The 17,236-nt window shown below is 47.3% G+C and carries 9 protein-coding genes; 4 read left to right on the plus strand and 5 right to left on the minus strand.

Annotated features, from left to right (window positions below; genetic code table 11):
• The first annotated feature begins 102 nt into the window (after positions 1-102).
• Entirely contained in the window at positions 103-873 is a 771-nt protein-coding gene (locus tag AC27G9_RS04435) for a HesA/MoeB/ThiF family protein (RefSeq protein WP_487071429.1), read from the plus strand.
• Positions 873-1,994, plus strand: coding sequence for a peptidase M14 (locus AC27G9_RS04440; RefSeq protein ID WP_487072055.1), 1,122 nt, complete (start codon positions 873-875; stop codon positions 1,992-1,994). The genes AC27G9_RS04435 and AC27G9_RS04440 overlap by 1 nt, the downstream gene beginning before the upstream one ends.
• A 74-nt stretch (positions 1,995-2,068) precedes the next feature.
• Here AC27G9_RS04440 and AC27G9_RS04445 read toward each other — a convergent pair whose 3' ends face one another.
• Entirely contained in the window at positions 2,069-4,456 is a 2,388-nt protein-coding gene (locus AC27G9_RS04445) for a zinc-dependent metalloprotease (protein ID WP_487071431.1), read from the minus strand.
• 184 nt (positions 4,457-4,640) lie between these two features.
• On the opposite strand from AC27G9_RS04445, the gene AC27G9_RS04450 reads away from it, so the two are divergent.
• Complete coding sequence (locus AC27G9_RS04450) at positions 4,641-5,516, plus strand: hypothetical protein (RefSeq protein ID WP_487071433.1); 876 nt, start codon at positions 4,641-4,643, stop codon at positions 5,514-5,516.
• A gap of 19 nt (positions 5,517-5,535) precedes the next feature.
• Here AC27G9_RS04450 and recD read toward each other — a convergent pair whose 3' ends face one another.
• Genes recD through recC form a run of 3 tightly spaced genes read right to left on the minus strand, consistent with a single transcriptional unit; the run spans position 5,536 to position 14,233 of the window.
• The gene (gene recD, locus AC27G9_RS04455; RefSeq protein ID WP_487071435.1) at positions 5,536-7,413 is read right to left on the minus strand and encodes an exodeoxyribonuclease V subunit alpha; all 1,878 of its coding nucleotides are present in this window, start codon (positions 7,411-7,413) and stop codon (positions 5,536-5,538) included.
• Positions 7,410-10,976 (minus strand): exodeoxyribonuclease V subunit beta, encoded by a 3,567-nt coding sequence (gene recB, locus AC27G9_RS04460; RefSeq protein ID WP_487071437.1) that lies wholly within the window; start codon positions 10,974-10,976, stop codon positions 7,410-7,412. The genes recD and recB overlap by 4 nt, the downstream gene beginning before the upstream one ends.
• Positions 10,973-14,233 (minus strand): exodeoxyribonuclease V subunit gamma, encoded by a 3,261-nt coding sequence (gene recC, locus AC27G9_RS04465; protein WP_487071439.1) that lies wholly within the window; start codon positions 14,231-14,233, stop codon positions 10,973-10,975. Before recC ends, recB begins: the two co-directional genes overlap by 4 nt.
• Before the next feature lie 397 nt (positions 14,234-14,630).
• Between recC and AC27G9_RS04470 the strand changes: the two genes are divergently transcribed.
• On the plus strand, positions 14,631-15,284 hold the full coding sequence (locus AC27G9_RS04470; protein WP_487071441.1) for a dUTP diphosphatase: 654 nt from the start codon (positions 14,631-14,633) through the stop codon (positions 15,282-15,284).
• Between the two features lie 46 nt (positions 15,285-15,330).
• Here the strand turns inward: AC27G9_RS04470 and AC27G9_RS04475 are convergent, their stop codons facing one another.
• On the minus strand, positions 15,331-17,007 hold the full coding sequence (locus AC27G9_RS04475; RefSeq protein ID WP_487071443.1) for an AMP-binding protein: 1,677 nt from the start codon (positions 17,005-17,007) through the stop codon (positions 15,331-15,333).
• Positions 17,008-17,236 lie beyond the last annotated feature (229 nt).

Genomic DNA, 17,236 nt, shown 5'->3' on the forward strand with positions numbered 1-17,236 from the left:
TATCCTTTGTAGTGGTGTGACTTTTACACCTTTGAATTCGCTTTTTTAGCCCAAATATTCCAAGCATAAACATTACCAAAACGCGGACGAGTTTTTCATACGATGCCTTCTACCCTGTCACATGCACAAGCTATGCGCTACAACCGACAAATTGTTTTGCCCCAAATTGACCTTGAGGGTCAAGAACGTTTGCTAAACGGGTCAGCACTGGTCTTAGGGGTCGGCGGTCTTGGCTGCGCTAGCGCATTGTCACTGTGTAGCAGTGGTTTAGGTAACCTTATACTTGTTGATGACGACATTGTTGAATTGCACAATCTGCCCCGTCAAATCTTATTCAATGAGTCAGATGTTGGGCGCAAAAAAGTCGATGCCGCCAAGCAAGCTCTCAGCCAACGAAATAGCGAATGTAATATCTCCGTGTTGCCAAATCGTTTGAGCGACGAAGAATTAAAACATCAAATCGCTACCGTTGATGTTGTACTTGATTGTACTGATAATATGGACTCACGGGAACAAATCAACCGTCTATGCGTAGAATTAGCGACACCACTGGTAAGTGGCGCCGCAATTCGCTTAGAAGGTCAGCTGTTTGTTTGGCACCCCAAGGCAGATGCCCCTTGCTACCAATGCTTGAGCCACTTAATTCCACCTATGGATTTATCGTGCAGTGAGAACGGGATTTTAGGCCCTGTGGTGACCGCAATTGGTACCCAACAAGCGTTACTCGCCGTTAAGATATTGGGCGATATCGGCCATGCACCTACCGGATCATTGCAACTGTTTGATGCGATCACGCATCAATGGCAGACATTTAAAGTTAAACGACAAAAAGGGTGCCCTGTTTGCGGTACTCCATCGACGCTAGGTAAGTAATAATGACAACAATAACAAAACGCCACATGGTGGTAGCACAAAACGCGTCAGGCCGGAATATGAACGTGCCTATCTACACCATTAAAGGCGATGCCCCAGGCCCAAAAATCTACATACAAAGCTCTATTCACGGCGCAGAAGTTCAAGGTAATGTCGTTATCTATCACTTATTACAGTTGCTTAAACAACTGCCTATTCGCGGTGAAATCACTTTAGTACCTAACTGCAATCCCGTGGGCACGAATATCAAAGCTGGTGAATACACATTAGGCCGTTTCGACCCGGTCAATGGGACCAACTGGAATCGAGGATATTTCTACGATCACGACCTGGTTATGCAGTTTGCCGAACAAGTCACGCCTGAAGAGTGTATTGATAGTATCAAGCAACGTTTCAGACAACACCTCAACCACGCAATCGAACAAAAATTGTCGACGCCATGGGGATTAGGTTTGGCTCAACAATTAAATCTAAAACTGCAACAATTGGCGGTTGATGCCGATTTTGTTTTGGATTTGCACAATGGTCCTGTTTCGACAAGACACCTATACATCCCTTCATACGCCCGAGCATCAGCGGCGTTGTTTAACATCCCGCATTGTATTTTCATTCCCAATACTTTCGCTGGTGCGCTGGACGAAGCGACATTTTGCCCATGGTGGACGTTACAAGACGCATTATCCAATAAGTTCCATCGCGATGTCGACTTTGGTGTAGAAGCATTTACGTTGGAAATGGGCAGCCAAGAAGTTATTGACTTCACTGAAGGTGAAGTTGATGCACAGAGTATTTTAACCTACCTGACCGCCAAAGACGTGGTGATTGATAGCCATCTAGTGCCCGAAAACATGCGCAGAGTGGGTGTGATGCTAGAAGACTACAAAACCCTGTATACGGATTTTGGTGGTATGGTGGAGTACTGCGTAAAACCGGGTGATGTTGTCGCTCAAGGTGAAGTATTGGCAAGAGTACTTAACATCGACGATTTGGATAACGACAAAGCGGTGCATACTCTAACAGCACCGTGCGATTTGATTCCGATGCTACATTTCCCTTCGGCGTCGGTGCTAAGTGGTACTCAACTCTACAAGTGTTTTACCAATTACTTTGACATCACTTAGGGCGCATTGGACTACTACCAAGAAATACAAAAAAGGGGCCAAAGCCCCTTTTTTAAACGCTATGTATCACCGACCTAGATAGGTGAACCTGGCGGTAGTGGCACTACACTAAACAAGCCTGGCCAAGCACCTGTTTCCCAGTATCGCGCCATGTGATTTAGCAACACGCGATGGGTTGGCTGCTTGCTGTTTTGTTTCAACCAGCCCTCAAATGCCAACAACTCTGCTTGCAATGCAAGCTTCACTTCAGGGGCCACCTTATCACTGATAACCGCCGTCATAATGGCGTTCAGCGCTACCAATTGTAAACGTGATTGCAATCCATAGTCGGCACTGCTGTTGTACCAGTGTTGCTCTAAAATGCGCTTTACAACCTGAGAAACCGAAGGGACTTGGCGGTTTTGTTTGCTCTGCCAAGCAAGTCGATTCAAGCGCTCAGGATGAAGTAAGTTGGCAAGACTATAGCCTGCTGCCGCTTCAGCTGCAGAGACGGGGTCAAATACTCTACCCGTGCGGCTGGTAAAATACTCCCGGGTGATATCTTCTCCGTATGCATTGGGCGGAATAAGCCCTAACAACGAGTCGGGTAACCGGAGGAACTCAGCCCCAGATGCATCAACCAGCAATTTCACGGCTTGTTTTTGCGTTCTCGGGTCAACGATAGACACACCCTCGGGTTTCACGCCGTCGCGCTTCACTTCATACTGGTAGTTGACGCCACCGACCTGTTTCGCCAGCGCATCGATTTGGTATCGATGGAGTAAATAAATAGGCACCAAAGCCGCTTCAATCGACGATAAATTCGCCCCGGTTTCTATGGTATTGATCCCAAGGTTATCTAGCGCGACTTTACGCACGGCTGCCATTTCTTCGAATGCTTGTATCGGGTCAGCCCCGTTGTCCCACAAATGACCGTCGCTCGAGGCGTGTCGTGCCGATCGCGTATCTGGGTCGGATTTGTACTTGAACCCTTTTGCTTGGGCCTGCGCCACCAACGCCGCTAGGCCTTCACTTTCTGCGTTGGCATCGGTGAAGTCTTGATACCCGTATGCCACCACATATTTGTCCCACTCGCCAATCTTATCGTCGTAAGCGTCATCTAAAACAATTTTTCCGCGCTTGAGAGAAACTTTCGGATGAGGATAATCCATCACCGACGCCCTGCCATTTTCACTCGCCGCAAAATTGTGGGCGATACCGAGGGTATGACCGACTTCGTGAGCAGACAACTGACGAATTCTCGCCAACGCCATTTCTTGTTGTGGCTGAGTGGATGCCGCTTCGTCTTCAAACGGACTCGTTAGGCCCAATGCGATCAAATAATCTTGGCGAACTCGCAATGACCCCAATGTGACGTGACCTTTCAACAGCTCTCCGGTACGCGGGTCGACCACTGACGAACCGTAAGACCAACCGCGTGTAGCGCGATGCACCCACTGAATCACGTTGTAGCGAATATCCATAGGGTCGGCATCTTCTGGCAGTATTTCAACTTGAAACGCATCTTTGTAACCGGCCGCTTCAAACGCTTGATTCCACCAAAGCGCCCCCTCTTTCAATGCGGACATAACAGGTTCAGGAATGCCTGGGTCAAGATAATAGACAATCGGTTCGACAGCTTCGCTAATCTCGGCGCTGGGGTCTCGCTTACTCAACCTATGTCTAACGATGTATTTTTGTTCCATGGCGTCGGCGATAGGCGTGGCATAGTCAAAAAAGCGATGTTTCCAAAACCCCGAATACGGGTGAAACGCGCGGGGTTGATAGCCATCATCTGGCAACGCGATAAATGAATGATGTAAATGCACGCTTAAACTGTCGGGTGACGGCGTTACCTGCTGAACAAAATTACCCGGTTTTCTGCCCGCAAAGGTAATCAAAGCTTCTAATTCGGTATTAAATTCAAAAGCTTTCGAACGAGGTAAATAGATACCACTGCGCTTTGGATCCGCTTGGAAACTGCCTTGTTTACCGCGCTCTAGGCGATTAGAAATACCATGAACATCGGTGAGCAAGTAATCTGTATATTCAATCAAGATACGATTACCTGTTTGCGCCTTGGCGGTAAAACCCGCGATAACGGAATCGGCAAATGCTTCATTAATACTGGCCTGCTCTGCCGTGTTGTCAGTAACTGCACGGAACTCTGTATTCAGGTGCTTCAACAAAATCTTGTTGCCAAAACGCTCAAATTGAACCAAGCGTGTTGAGCCGAGTTGCCCGCGGTCTAGGCCAATATCATTAGAGCCTACTCCACGAGGTAAACTCGTTTGAAAGATGAAGGGACTGTTCAGCTGGTCTACTTGTAAATAGATACCGTCATTTTCGCCATCATAATAAAACGTAAAGAAGCCTTGCTTCTTATCCATACCATCAGTAAACACCTCGATGGTAGGTAGCGCATCTGCGCGAACGGTGATTGATGCACAAAGCATCAATACGAGTGCTAACAACCTTTTCATTCTGTCTCCCTGTGGGTCAAACCCTGCTCAGTCACGATAGTTCGATAGTCGCTTGATCTGCGTCAACGTCAGCTAAACCTGAATACTCTATGCTAACCCAACCTAATGACGCAATCTATGCACGGTTACCAACACGTGCCACTAGATGTTTCTCCAAGAGTATCAGTAATTTGAGAACGACACTATGCCACATTCAGCGCTAACCGCAGATGTTACACTCGATCAGCGTCTGACGAGTGGACTTGTCACTGATGGGAAAATTGAAAACTGCCGCCAACTTCTCGTCATCGAGGATAGTCTGCAGCAACACTGCATTTTTGATGTGGCGCAAAAAATATATGACGCGAGCCATCAAGATTGTGAATTTGGCATTATCTTGCTCAGTCATCTCGCGACAGCACTTCCCGCTGTTGGGCGAAACGTCGATATACCACTACAAATCATCTTTTTGCGCGCGTACAACTTTGACGGGCCAGTGTTTTGCGAAGGCACAGAAGTCAACGATACGCTCACCAGCTTGGCCGGTCTTCATGAGTTACCATTTTTAACGCCTCCTATGCAGCCTTTGCCCGAGGTAATGGAAAACGCATCAGCTCTGACAATCGGTATTCCAAACGCCATAACGGAACAAGAAAATATTGAACTGAGTGCGGGGTTGCAGGCGATATTGATTCATGGCATTACCCAATGCTCTCATCCGGTAACGGTGTTAAATAACCCTATTTTACTCACCGCCGATTACGATGCCTCGCTCGCTTTTTCTTCCAAACCCGTCTTTGGTGCAAACATCACCTTCAACAACGCGTTAAAAAACCAGCCGTTTCGTTTTTTACCAACGGGGGAAATATTGGGATGGACCGATTATAGCGGGCTGCAACACCTAACTGTGATCGGGGATAATCCCGCACCACTGAATACGTTTCTCGATGCCAGTGACAATGCCATTCGTACAACTCGACCTATGATGCTGTTGTGGCTAAATACGCCCCAGGAACAACAACACGCATGGGTAGCGTGCTTTATTGATGCGACGAGCGTTACCACGAGCCCCGCTGGTTAGCATATAACGGACTTATCGTTTATGAAGGTTCGGCGGTAAGTCCCTGTAACAACCTTTGGGTCAATCCTGTCTGACGTTCGACTCGACGACTTAGCATGTGAGACAATTCGCTGTTTTCCCCAACCAGAACACAGCCTTTCTTGGCTCGCGTCAGCCCTGTATACAACAGTTCTCGAGTACAAAGCTGTCGCTGAGAATGACTGGGAGCAACGGGTAAAAACAGCAACACATGACCGAATTCAGAGCCCTGCGATTTGTGTACTGTCATCGCAAATACCGTCTCAACGCGAGGCAATCTGGACAAGCTAACTGCGCGTAATTGTCCATCCCCTTGTTCAAACCATGCAGTCAACTTGCCCTGCTCATCCGGCCAAACAATACCAATATCACCGTTGAATAAACGCTGCGGGTAGAAGTTTTCCGTCACCATGATGGGGCGACCTGGGTAATGCCCTGCCGCCGTTGGACTGACGCCAAGGCTAGCTTCAACAAGGTTATTGAGCGATTCCACTCCCGTGATGCCACGACGCGTAGCAGCCAACCACCGGCGCTCAGACAACAATGAAAGGGCCTGTTGTGGGCTCGTTGCCGAGCTGACGCCACTAAACCACGTGCGTGCCGCGGCCCGAATATATTCGTTATCCGGTGCTACTGTTTGATATACCACCCCTTCAGATGGCGCAACACTGCTGGCCCCTATAGCGATGTCACTCGCCATTCTCAGCGCGTCAATGTCGCCTCGCTTAATTGCAGTGGCCGCTTGGCCTAACTGGCCACTGAATCGTCGACTTTTTTGCAGCGTTGTGTGGAATAAGCGCTCTCTGCCACGACTGTCATCGTCTATCGCGGGCAAATGTGGGCATAGTGACGCCAGCGTATCACGAGCCAAGTCGCTGTAACGATGCCCATCTCCTTCGACAATATCAGCCAAAATACTCCCCGACTCGACAGAAGGCAGTTGGTCGGCATCACCAAGCAGAATGAGTTTGGCCTCTGGCCGTAATCCTCTGAGTAGCCGGGTTAACATCGCGGTATCAATCATTGACGCTTCATCAACAATCAGTAGATCGCAGGGCAACGGCTGAGACGCATTGGCTTTGGTATGAATACCGTGGCGCGGTATGCCTAACAATCGATGCAGAGTTTGCGCTTCTGTGGGCACACTGCTCAACAAGGGTGATATCAAGTTTGATGCCTCAAACTGTGAGAGCGCCCCTTGGATGGATTCTGTCATACGCTGTGCAGCCTTGCCTGTGGGCGCTGCCAATTGAATCTTGATCTCTGTGCCCAACGCACAAATTTGAGCAAGCAAAATACGGGTAACTGTGTAGGTTTTACCCGTACCGGGCCCGCCATTTATGATACTTAAACCTTGTACCAAACTTAAGGCCGTCGCGACTTGTTGCCAATCTGCGGTTGACGCCGCAGAACAGTCAAACATCTGTGGCCAAATTGCTTTGACGGCTGATGTCTGGGCAGCACTGAGCCCCTGTGTCGTCGCTCTGTTGAGCAGCGATGTGGCAATATCTTGTTCAAAACGCCAATAACGCTCCGTAAACAACCGGGGCGATTCGTATACCAATCCTGAATGCCGCGGTAAACTGGCCATTCCCTGCATGAGCACCGACTCGATAAGCTCAGCGGTTGGCATAGTTAAACCCGATTGGTCAGCCGTTTCATCAACGAACAAGTGTGAGTTAGCAATTTGTGTCACATCAAGGCACGTATGCCCTTGTCTTTGTAGATATGAAAGTACAACTAAACACTCAAACCAAAGCTGTTTTCGCGCTTCATCTGCCAACACCACTTGCCCAGTAAATTCTCTTGCAAAATAATAGTCGATAGCTTCTACGCCGGATAATTGCTGTCGACAATGCTGCCAAGTTGACCAACTCATGCCGGAATATCCTCATCATCAAACAACTGATCCATTGCCGTTAACAGCTCGGGAGCAATAGGCGTAAAAAACACGCCTTCATTAGCAGTGTTAATGGGTGACATACCGCGCAAATAAAGATAAGCGATACCACCAAAGTGCAATTCAGGTTGGTAGTCTGCCATTTTGGCTCGCAAAAAGCGGTGAAGCGCCAGAGCATATATCAAATACTGTAGATCGTATAAATGCGCCTGATTGTTGTGAATCAGATTGGTCATCGAATAGTCGGAGAACTTGGAGCCAAGATGCGTTGATTTATAATCAGCGACGTAGTACTTACCATTGTGCTCGAAAATCAAATCAATGAAGCCATGCATCATTCCTTTCAAGCGACCGTGGTCCAGCCAAGGCACCGTCAGCGGTTTTGCGAATTCACTGAGATCTCTGCGGTGTTGCTGTAAAAGATTCGCCACTTTCCCCCACAAGGTATTGCGCATAGGAAAATAGAATTCCGCTTCCTTTAACACCTGATTGGCAGTTAAATCTGCTAATCGAACTTCTGCGCTATGTTCAAGTTTCATCGGCGTATCGAGTGTTTCGTCAAGCCATGCGAATAGTGCATTTTTATCATCGTCGTCCATTCCAAACCGCAACATTGCACCTTGTCCATCAACCTCCCAGTTAGGCTGGCTAAAGTCCGTGTGTTCTAGCATATCATGAAGCAAATTCCCTGCATTTGCGCCTTTTTCAAATTCGAATCGAAACTGTGTCTCTTCGCCCTCATTTTCGACAACAATTGTGGTTGGGGTGTATTCTTCGTCTCGTACATCCTGTTTAATCGAAGCCGTGTGTCTCGCCAACGCGGAAAACGAATACAATCGCCAGTCGTTGTCAATATCGACTTCACCTTGCCGGTGAATCAATTTATCCAGTACTTCAGTGCAATCATCAAGTGCTTTCGATTCGATATCAGCTACATCCAAATAGGCCGTGGCATCAGGTTGTTCCGTTACTACTTCGTCTATCGCTTCACGCCAGCTCCTTCCCTTTAATCCCACTGCCATTGCAACAGAAGAGCGCTCGTATTGTTTAAACGGTGCCACCCCCAAATAGCATCGGTGAGCCGCTCGGGTTACCGCAACGTATAACAGACGCATGGCTTCTGCATCGCCTTGCGCTTGCATTTCGTTGACGGCATGGTGGCTATTACCAAGCTGCAATACAATACTCTGCTCACTGGCATCGTAAAAACGGCAAACCGTATCCAGGGCTTGCCCTGCTCTTGCGGGATCGCGATAGTCTGAAGCAAATGGCACGAAAACAATGGGATATTCCAAGCCTTTAGAGCCATGCTGCGTAATAATCTGAATCAGTTGTGCATCGCTTTCTAAACGTTGCACCAAGGTATCTGCCGAGTCAGGCCGACTAATTTGTTTGTTCAACCAAACAATGAGCTGCTCGGGTTGAGGAAAGCCGTTGCTCGAATGCTGCAGCACTTCAGCCAAATGTAGATAGTTAGTTAATGCCCGTTCGGGATCGCTTTCGTTCGCCACGTAGTGAGTCTGGAGCAAATACATCAACAAACTCATTACCCCTTGCTCGGTCCAGATTGCCCGCAACGATTGCAATTTAGCAAGGGTCATTTCCCACATTTCGTCGTTGTCGAAATGCAGCATATCTACCAGCTGTTCGTGGCTGTAGCCGAACAACGGCGAGCGCAGTGCACTGGCGACTTTTCGCACATCTGAACCATGCCAAATGCCATTGAGCACCCGCAATACATCAAGGGCTTGTGCCGATGCAAACAGACTGCCTTTGTCGCTAAAAAACACCGCATCTAAGCCGACTTCCTTGAGCGCCCGTTTTACAATATTAGCTTCACCACCACTGCGTACTAAGATCGCGATATCAGAGGGTATTACTGCTCTTGTGCCTATTGTCGCATCGTTTAACAGCCTTGTTATTTCATCGCATAACCCCTTACACAAAGCTTGTTGAAGCGACTCTTTCGTCGGTTTATCGTCTTGTGGCTCAAAAACTAAGTAGGTCAAAGCGCTTCGGTTTGACGCTTCATCCATTAAAGGCGTTTGCGCCGCTTTGGCGTGAGGCGTTGAGTTGACGGGCTCATAACCAATCCCGTAGCCAAAAGTGTCTGCCGACACTGCGTCCAATGGTGCTCCAAAAAAGAGCCGATTGTACGCGTTGACCATCGTATCCACTGAACGCCAATTCGTATCCATTACCCAGTGATATTGAGCCTGCCGACCGGCGGTCAGATACGTGAAAATATCCCCTCCCCTGAATCCGTAAATCGCCTGCTTAGGGTCGCCAATCATTAACAATACATGTTTACTGCGCGAAGGAGGATAAAGTGCCGCTAAAATTTCGTATTGCGCTTTGTCAGTATCTTGAAACTCATCAACCATCGCCACTGGATAAAGTTGTCGGAGTTGGTTAGTTAAACTGCCGTCATCGCTCTGCAATTTTTCGTGCAATTGAGCTATCAAATCATCAAAATCCAATACGCCAAGCTGTTGCTTATGCGCCGCCACATGATCGCGAATAAACTCGACACCCTGTTTGACAAGCTCAAGCGCCGGAAGCATTTGCTTGCGTTTCGCCGTCATCTCGTCATGGCTTTTCACCTCATTTTCAATGGCACTTTTTAACGTTTTAAGCGGTTCGAAAATGGTTTTGATTTCAGTGTTACCGCGATAGCGATTACCGTTAATAAACATGCCTACTGCTTTGGGAGGCATGGTCAATTGAGCGCATTCCAACCACGCAACTAACTGGTTCCACTCGCTCTCGCGCTCGTCTCTTTTGGTGCCTTTTTGCGGGTTAACTAATACATCGAACAGCATTGTTTTGTGAACGAACAAACTATCGACAATTTGCTGTTTCAGTGGCAGATAATGTTGTTCTAGCAACGCCATCGCCGACTGGCTATCAGCGCTGATATCGTCCTCGTTGAGCACCGTCGGCGTAATACCACTGCGTATCGCTGCGCCAAAGGTATTGAGCAATACCAGAGGGTCATGCCACCCCATTTCACAAAGATGTAAATAGGCATTGTCATCATGGCTTTGTAAACGTACCCAGTCCATCGCCGCCTGCTCATACAAGTCAGAGGTTTCAGTGGCAAGGGACAAATTCATTGGCGCCCCGGTACTAAAAGACAATAAACTAAGTACGCGGTTACAAAACCCATGAATGGTAAATACCGAGGCATCATCAAGTTCGAGCAATGCCGCTTCGATAAGTGCTAGGTGTTGCTCTCCAGGGCAACGCTGATAAAGATCGCGGTAAAACACATCGAGATCATCAATGTTTTCACCCTTGGCTAATTTTTGCCATATGCCTTGGGCTTCTCGCAAAGACTGCGCAATTCGGCCTCGAATTTCTTGCGTAGCCGCATTGGTAAATGTCATGACCAAAATTTGTTGAACGGTCAATGCCTTTTCCAGCAGCAAACGCAAGTATAAGCGCGTGATGTTGAAGGTCTTACCCGTACCAGCGCTCGCTTCTATTAAGTGCCGACCTTGAAGTGGCAGCGCAACAACATCCAATGTTTTCACTGTCATTGTTTTCTATCCTTTAACTGCTTAGCCACAGGTCCATACAAGCCGACAAACTCGTTCACAGCCGAAGGTTCTAGCGCAGGTGGATTAGCGAAAAACCACTGCCAGTAAGGGTCTGTTTGGGCTTTTTCAGCTACCGCATTACGCCACATACTGGTAAAAGCAGGTTCCGACAACCAATCTCCTTCTAGCTTTTCACCGGTTTTGACTAGTTGAAGGCCAATGTCGGCATAAAAAAGACGAGGTTGTTCACTGGCCGCAATCAATGCTTGTTCAACATTTGCTAATTGAGAAACTGCCTCTTCTCGCGACATGGGTGCAACACTGACTTTTCGCAACTCGTGGACCCCTTGCTTCCACTTGGGGTAATAACACTCAAAGGCTTTACCCCCAACGGCGTCATTTGCGGCACAGCAAATCAAATGTGATAGCCATTGCTCGATCATTCGCTTAGCGCCTTGACTGCCTACATGCACCGTTCGGTTGGTCGACTCGTGGGCATAAACATCAGTTTCAAACGCGAGCTTATCACCTTGCCACACAACTCGTTGGTGGTTGAGTGTATCAAACTCGCCCTCACTCAATAGGTCCCCAGCGGCGTTTTGCCACGCTTCTAACACTTTTGGTGTCAAGGGTGTGTCGGGGAGTTGCCCTGCCATTAAAGCGTGAGATATTTCTGTCGACCATTGTTCAGGATGGCTAACCAACGCATCAAGCACCTGATATCGGCTTAAATTATCAGCAACAAAAGGCTCGTTATCTTGTAACTCTTCCTCTGAGAAATCTAAGTCGATACCCAATTGCGTTTTGGCGAAAAACGCAAGGGGGTTTGCCAGTGCGCGCCCAACCGCCGATGCCGTGTAACTCGGAGCTAAAACCGGCTCCTCCAACCTCACGGAGGACATGGCAGCACGACTCTCGGGGCTAAGTAGATGGTTAGCCAGTTTGAACCACCCTTTATTAAAGCTTGCCAGATCACCCATATAAGCGTCACGGCTGAATGGATGCAATGCCAGTTGGCGTTGGTACGCTTGGTTGGGCCATTGGTAGCCCTCCTGCATCAGGGCTTCTAATTCCTGAAGCACCAAGCTGGCTTGGCGTTCGGTATTGTCTTTCGCACTATTCGCTTGATAACTTAAATACAAACAACGTCGAGCAGAAATCAAGGCTTCTAGAAACAAGTAACGGTCTTCTAAGCGCCGTGAACGGTCTCCCAGCTTTCTTGGCATTTGTGCCATTAAATCAATGCTCAATGGCGTCGATTGCCTTGGGAACTCACCATCATTTAGCCCTAGTACCGCTACGACTTTAAAAGGGATACTGCGCATGGGTAACATCGAGCAAAAGGTAACCTGCCCTGTCATAAAATTGTTACCCGCATCTGGCATTGAGAAACGGCGTGTTAAAACCTCTCGTATTTGTCGCAAACCAAGTGGTTGTTCATAGGTCGCTTCGTCAATATGCATCGCCAAATCTGACGTCGCTTTCGAAATTGCATCCCACGCGTACTGATTTTCAGAAGTCGGCTCAAAACATTCGTCGCGCATACCCAGTAAGTACTCGTGCCACTGAGCCGCACTGCGCGGTTGGTCCAATTCACTGGCATAGCTACCCAAACGTTCGATTAAATCAATGAGTTGACCAAGAACATACACTTGATTGCCTTCAACATCGGGCAATGTCAGTACATCACCGACAATCTGAGCTTCATCTGCACAGGCCATGCCGACAAGCAAACGCTGCAACCCCCAAAACCAACTGTGTATGTCTTGCGTGCTGGCACCTTTTGTCACCGCAGATTTATGGCGGCCATTTAATCCCCAATGCACGTTGGCTTTATTTAACCAGTAGGTAATGTTTTCTAGATCATCATCTTGCAAACCAAACTTGCTCTGTAGACCAGGTAAACGCAGGTAATCGATGATCTTACTGACTTCGAAGCGACTATCAGGTAGGGAAAGTAAGCTGACAAAAGCGGCTATCATGGGTTCGGAATCGAGAGGGGTTCGGTCGGCAATAGAACACGGCAGCCGCATATCACTGCTCTGTAGTATAGGTGTACCTACTCGTTGAAACACCGCATCGATAACAGGGGCATAGTCTTCAATCGCAGGGCACATTACCACCACATCCTGTGGTTGAATATCTGGGTTTTGGCTCATGATTTCGATTAAGTAATCGTGTAAGCCTTGAATTTCACGCAGTGCAGTATGCCCTTTTGCCACAACGACATTCGATCGTTCAACCGAAGCTTCGACGGGGCTCGGGTATTGGCCTTGCAAGATATCTCGCTGTATTGCCGCTAGTTCATTGCCCAATGACTCAGTGTCTTGGGGCAAGTCGGTATCAAAAGCGCTGATTTCAAAGGTGTCCAATTCGGTGAGCAGGTTAAACAGATCACGCCCTTGTTGACCTAAATTGCCTAACAGCGGATTGTCTTGTTGCTTTTCCATCCATCGAGAAATGCCTGCTTCACGCAAAGCTTTTGCTCTGGCCTTATCGGTTTGGACATCGCCCCAATAATTCACACTTGGATTCAAATGGAAAAGATGAATTTGCGTGTGCTGCGCTAACGCATTGAGAAACTGTATTAACTGTGGCGCCATGGTATTGATGGCAAATACAATAATACGTTTAGGCAATAAATGGGCTTTGTCACCTTGGTTTAGCTCTTCGATCGCAAGTTGGTGCAATCGAGCTGGGTGCAATGGAAATTCATTGACAAGCTCGCGCCAAATCTCAGCCTGCCAACACTCTAATTCATCAAGTTCACTGACAACTTGACCCGCTTCCCACAAAGCGAGCCATTCAGGGCGATAGAGCAAGTATTGTTCGTAAACATCAGCTAGGGCCGTAGAAAGCTGTAAACGTTGTACCTTTTGACCTTCGGGTTGGTCTATCCCTTGCCAATAACGACGCAATAACTCAAACGCTCGAGTCGCTTGAAACCCAGAAGAATCTAACACCTTCTCAATTCGCCAAACTAGCACCTCTCGCCGATAAGGTGATTGTTGTGGTACGACATCCTCGCCCAATACCAATCGCGCAGTATTCCACATAAACCTAACAGGCAAAGGAAAAGACAGATTCATCGCTATTTTGCGCTGCTGAGCAAGCTGCATACTCACCCAATGCTGCATACCCGGACTTTCTACCAAGATAATGTCAGGTTCAAAGATACCGACCGGCTGTTGAGCCAAAACCGCGTCGAGTAAGACGCTCAGGTGTTCAAGTTTGTTTGAAGGATATAAAGTGATCAATGGCGTGGCGTAATTATTAACATTCCACCATCATGTTACGGTATTACATCGCCCATGCAAGCAGATGTTTTAATTAAAAAAACCCATACAGGCCTCAGGACACGAAAAACCTGTATGGGTAAGGTTACGGGCTAATCAAACGAAGCGAAAACTGGCGTTGCCTGGCACCAGCCGCTGTAAAATCGTTTAACAGCTCAGATAACACAAAACAGTATTGCAGCTTCAGTGCCAACTATTATAACTATAAATATCAACAACTTAACTAAATTCGATTACAAGTCTTCAATTTTCATGGTCGACTTGTGGTGCAATGCTCAGCGCAAAATGCGCCATTTTGGGGCTTTCGTATCTTTGATGGCAAAGTTACAATATCCATTGGTGACTAATAGGAAAACACATGCTTACACAAACTCAATTAGCCAATATGCTTGGACTACAGGATAAAATGAATACAAAAGTGAACCCACAATGGCTAACTGCTGGGTATGGCTACTTGCGTGCTGCTATGGTTGAGTCTGTTGAAGCAATAGAACACCACGGTTGGAAGTGGTGGAAAGCGCAAGAAAAAGACCTCCCCCAATTGCAAATGGAGTTGGTGGATATTTGGCATTTCGCTTTATCCCATATACTGATTGAATTCAACGGTGACATTGAAGCATCAGCGAAAGAGATTACTGGTGAATTAGCGTCTGATGCACTCAGTGTAACGTTTGATGGCACAAGCTATGCGCCTGACGAGATGTCACTGTTAGATAACCTAGAACTCATGGCAGGTTTATGCGCGGCGAAACGCTTTAGCGTACCTTTGTTTATGCATATTGTGGTGCAATGTGAAATGGACAGCAATGAGTTGTATCGTCAGTACGTTGGTAAAAATGTACTCAACTTCTTCCGTCAGGACAATGGCTACAAAGACGGCAGCTACATCAAAGTATGGGGTGGACAAGAAGACAATGAGCACCTTGTTGAAGTACTCAATACGCTAGATATCAATGACCCAAGTTATGCCGATGGGATATACAGTGGCCTAAGCGCCCGCTATCCGGGTTAACTAGAAAATCACAGATAAAAAAGCCGGCGAACAGCCGGCTTTTTTATTAAATATCCACTCTGACGAGCTTTTCTTTGTATCCTGTTTGAATCAATTCTTGGAAACGCTCCTCCAACACATGTCGCTTCACTTTTAGTGTTGGTGTCAACAAATCATTGTCGATAGTCCATTCTGAGGACATTACCACGACTCGATCCATCACCATATGGCTTTCTAATCCAGCGTTGATCTTCTCAAAAGTAGACAGCAAGCTTGCGTCTATCTCATCGGCAGGGGCTTTTTTCGCCTCTTCAGATAAGACAAGTAATGCAATAGGCTGAGGCAGATTGGTACCTGTTACACAGACTTGCTCAACAATTGGATTTTCCATGAAATCCGCTTCAATTGGCGCAGGCACAACATATTTACCTTTTGACGTTTTGAAGATGTCCTTCAATCGTCCCGTGATCTTGATGTAGCCCTCGTCATCAATTTTGCCTTTATCACCTGTTCTTAAGTAACCGTCCTCAGTGAAAACTTCTGCGGTTTTCTCAGGCTCCATGTAATACTCAATCATATTGCAAGGCGCTTTAACTTGAATTTCGCCTTCCTCTGACAAACGGATATCCACACCATCATAGGCGCTTCCGATACATCCAATTTTATCCGTCCTGAATGGCACACTACCCGTACCATAGGCACTGTTCTCAGTCATTCCCCACCCTTCAGAGATATCAACGCCGATTTTGTGGAACCACTCAATAACCGCTGGAGCCAATGGTGCCGAACCACTCGCCCACAACCTAGCCTTATCTAACCCCAAGCCAGCGCGAATTTTTCTTGCCACAATTTTATTGAGAATCGGAATACGCAAAAGCTTGTCGAGCTTTTTCTGTGGCATTTTTGCCAGTACACCCATCTGGAATTTGACCCAAAGACGCGGCACTGAAATGAACAGTGTCGGTTGGAGATTTTGCACGTCGCGAACAAACGTATCCAAGGATTCAACAAATGAAATTTTTACGCCAGTGTAAAAGCTCGCCAATTCGACTAACACGCGTTCTGTAATATGCGCTAACGGTAAGTAACTCATAATGCGGTCGGTGTCGTTGACCGATAGCGCTTTTCTCGAGTTCTGAGCTGCCCAACAAATGGTTCGATAGGTATGTACCACGCCTTTTGGTTTGCCCGTACTTCCCGACGTATAGATGATGGTCATCATACTATCCATGTCAGGAATCGGCTCGCCTTCGAGTGGTGCAATATCCAAAAACTCTGCCCATTGTTGTTGTGCCGGAATACCGGGGTACGGAAAAGCGACTGTCATAACACTGTCTGGTACCGCGTTAGCTTGGTTTTCTGTATCGTCGAGTTTTCCAATAAAAATCAGTTTGACTTCAGCGTGCTCTAACACGTACTGAATCGTGTCTTTACCGGCCGTTGAGAAAATTGGTACCGACACCATACCCGCCATCATGATACCTAAATCGGTAATAAACCATTCCGCGGTATTTTTGGACAAGGTAGCAATGCGACTACCAGGCGCTAACCCCATGTCTAACAGGCGAGCTGCCACTTTTCGCGCTTGATTGGCCACCTCTGACCACGTGTAGGCGTGGTATTGGCCATTGATCGGTTGAATAAGGTATTCCTGATTGGGCCTATTTTTTTCCCAATCGTAAAGCATGGCTAGCGGAGACTTAATCATTTGTTGTGTATCGGGTACAGAGGAATCTAGAGGCATAGAAGCTTCACCATGTTGCGACGTTTGTCGTCATTATTTTAACAATATGTTCACACCTACATAATATCTAGACAATTTGATCAAATGGCAATAGCTAGTGCGCTGATATCACCGGGATCTAGCCGCCAACGCCCGTCAACCTTGAACAATTAAATTTTCTTATAGATACAACTTTAGTAGTGTGATGTGAATAACAGTAGTAAAAACAAGGCTATACCGCAAGAAATCG

The organism is Alteromonas sp. 5NS40-0096, assembly GCF_057544385.1.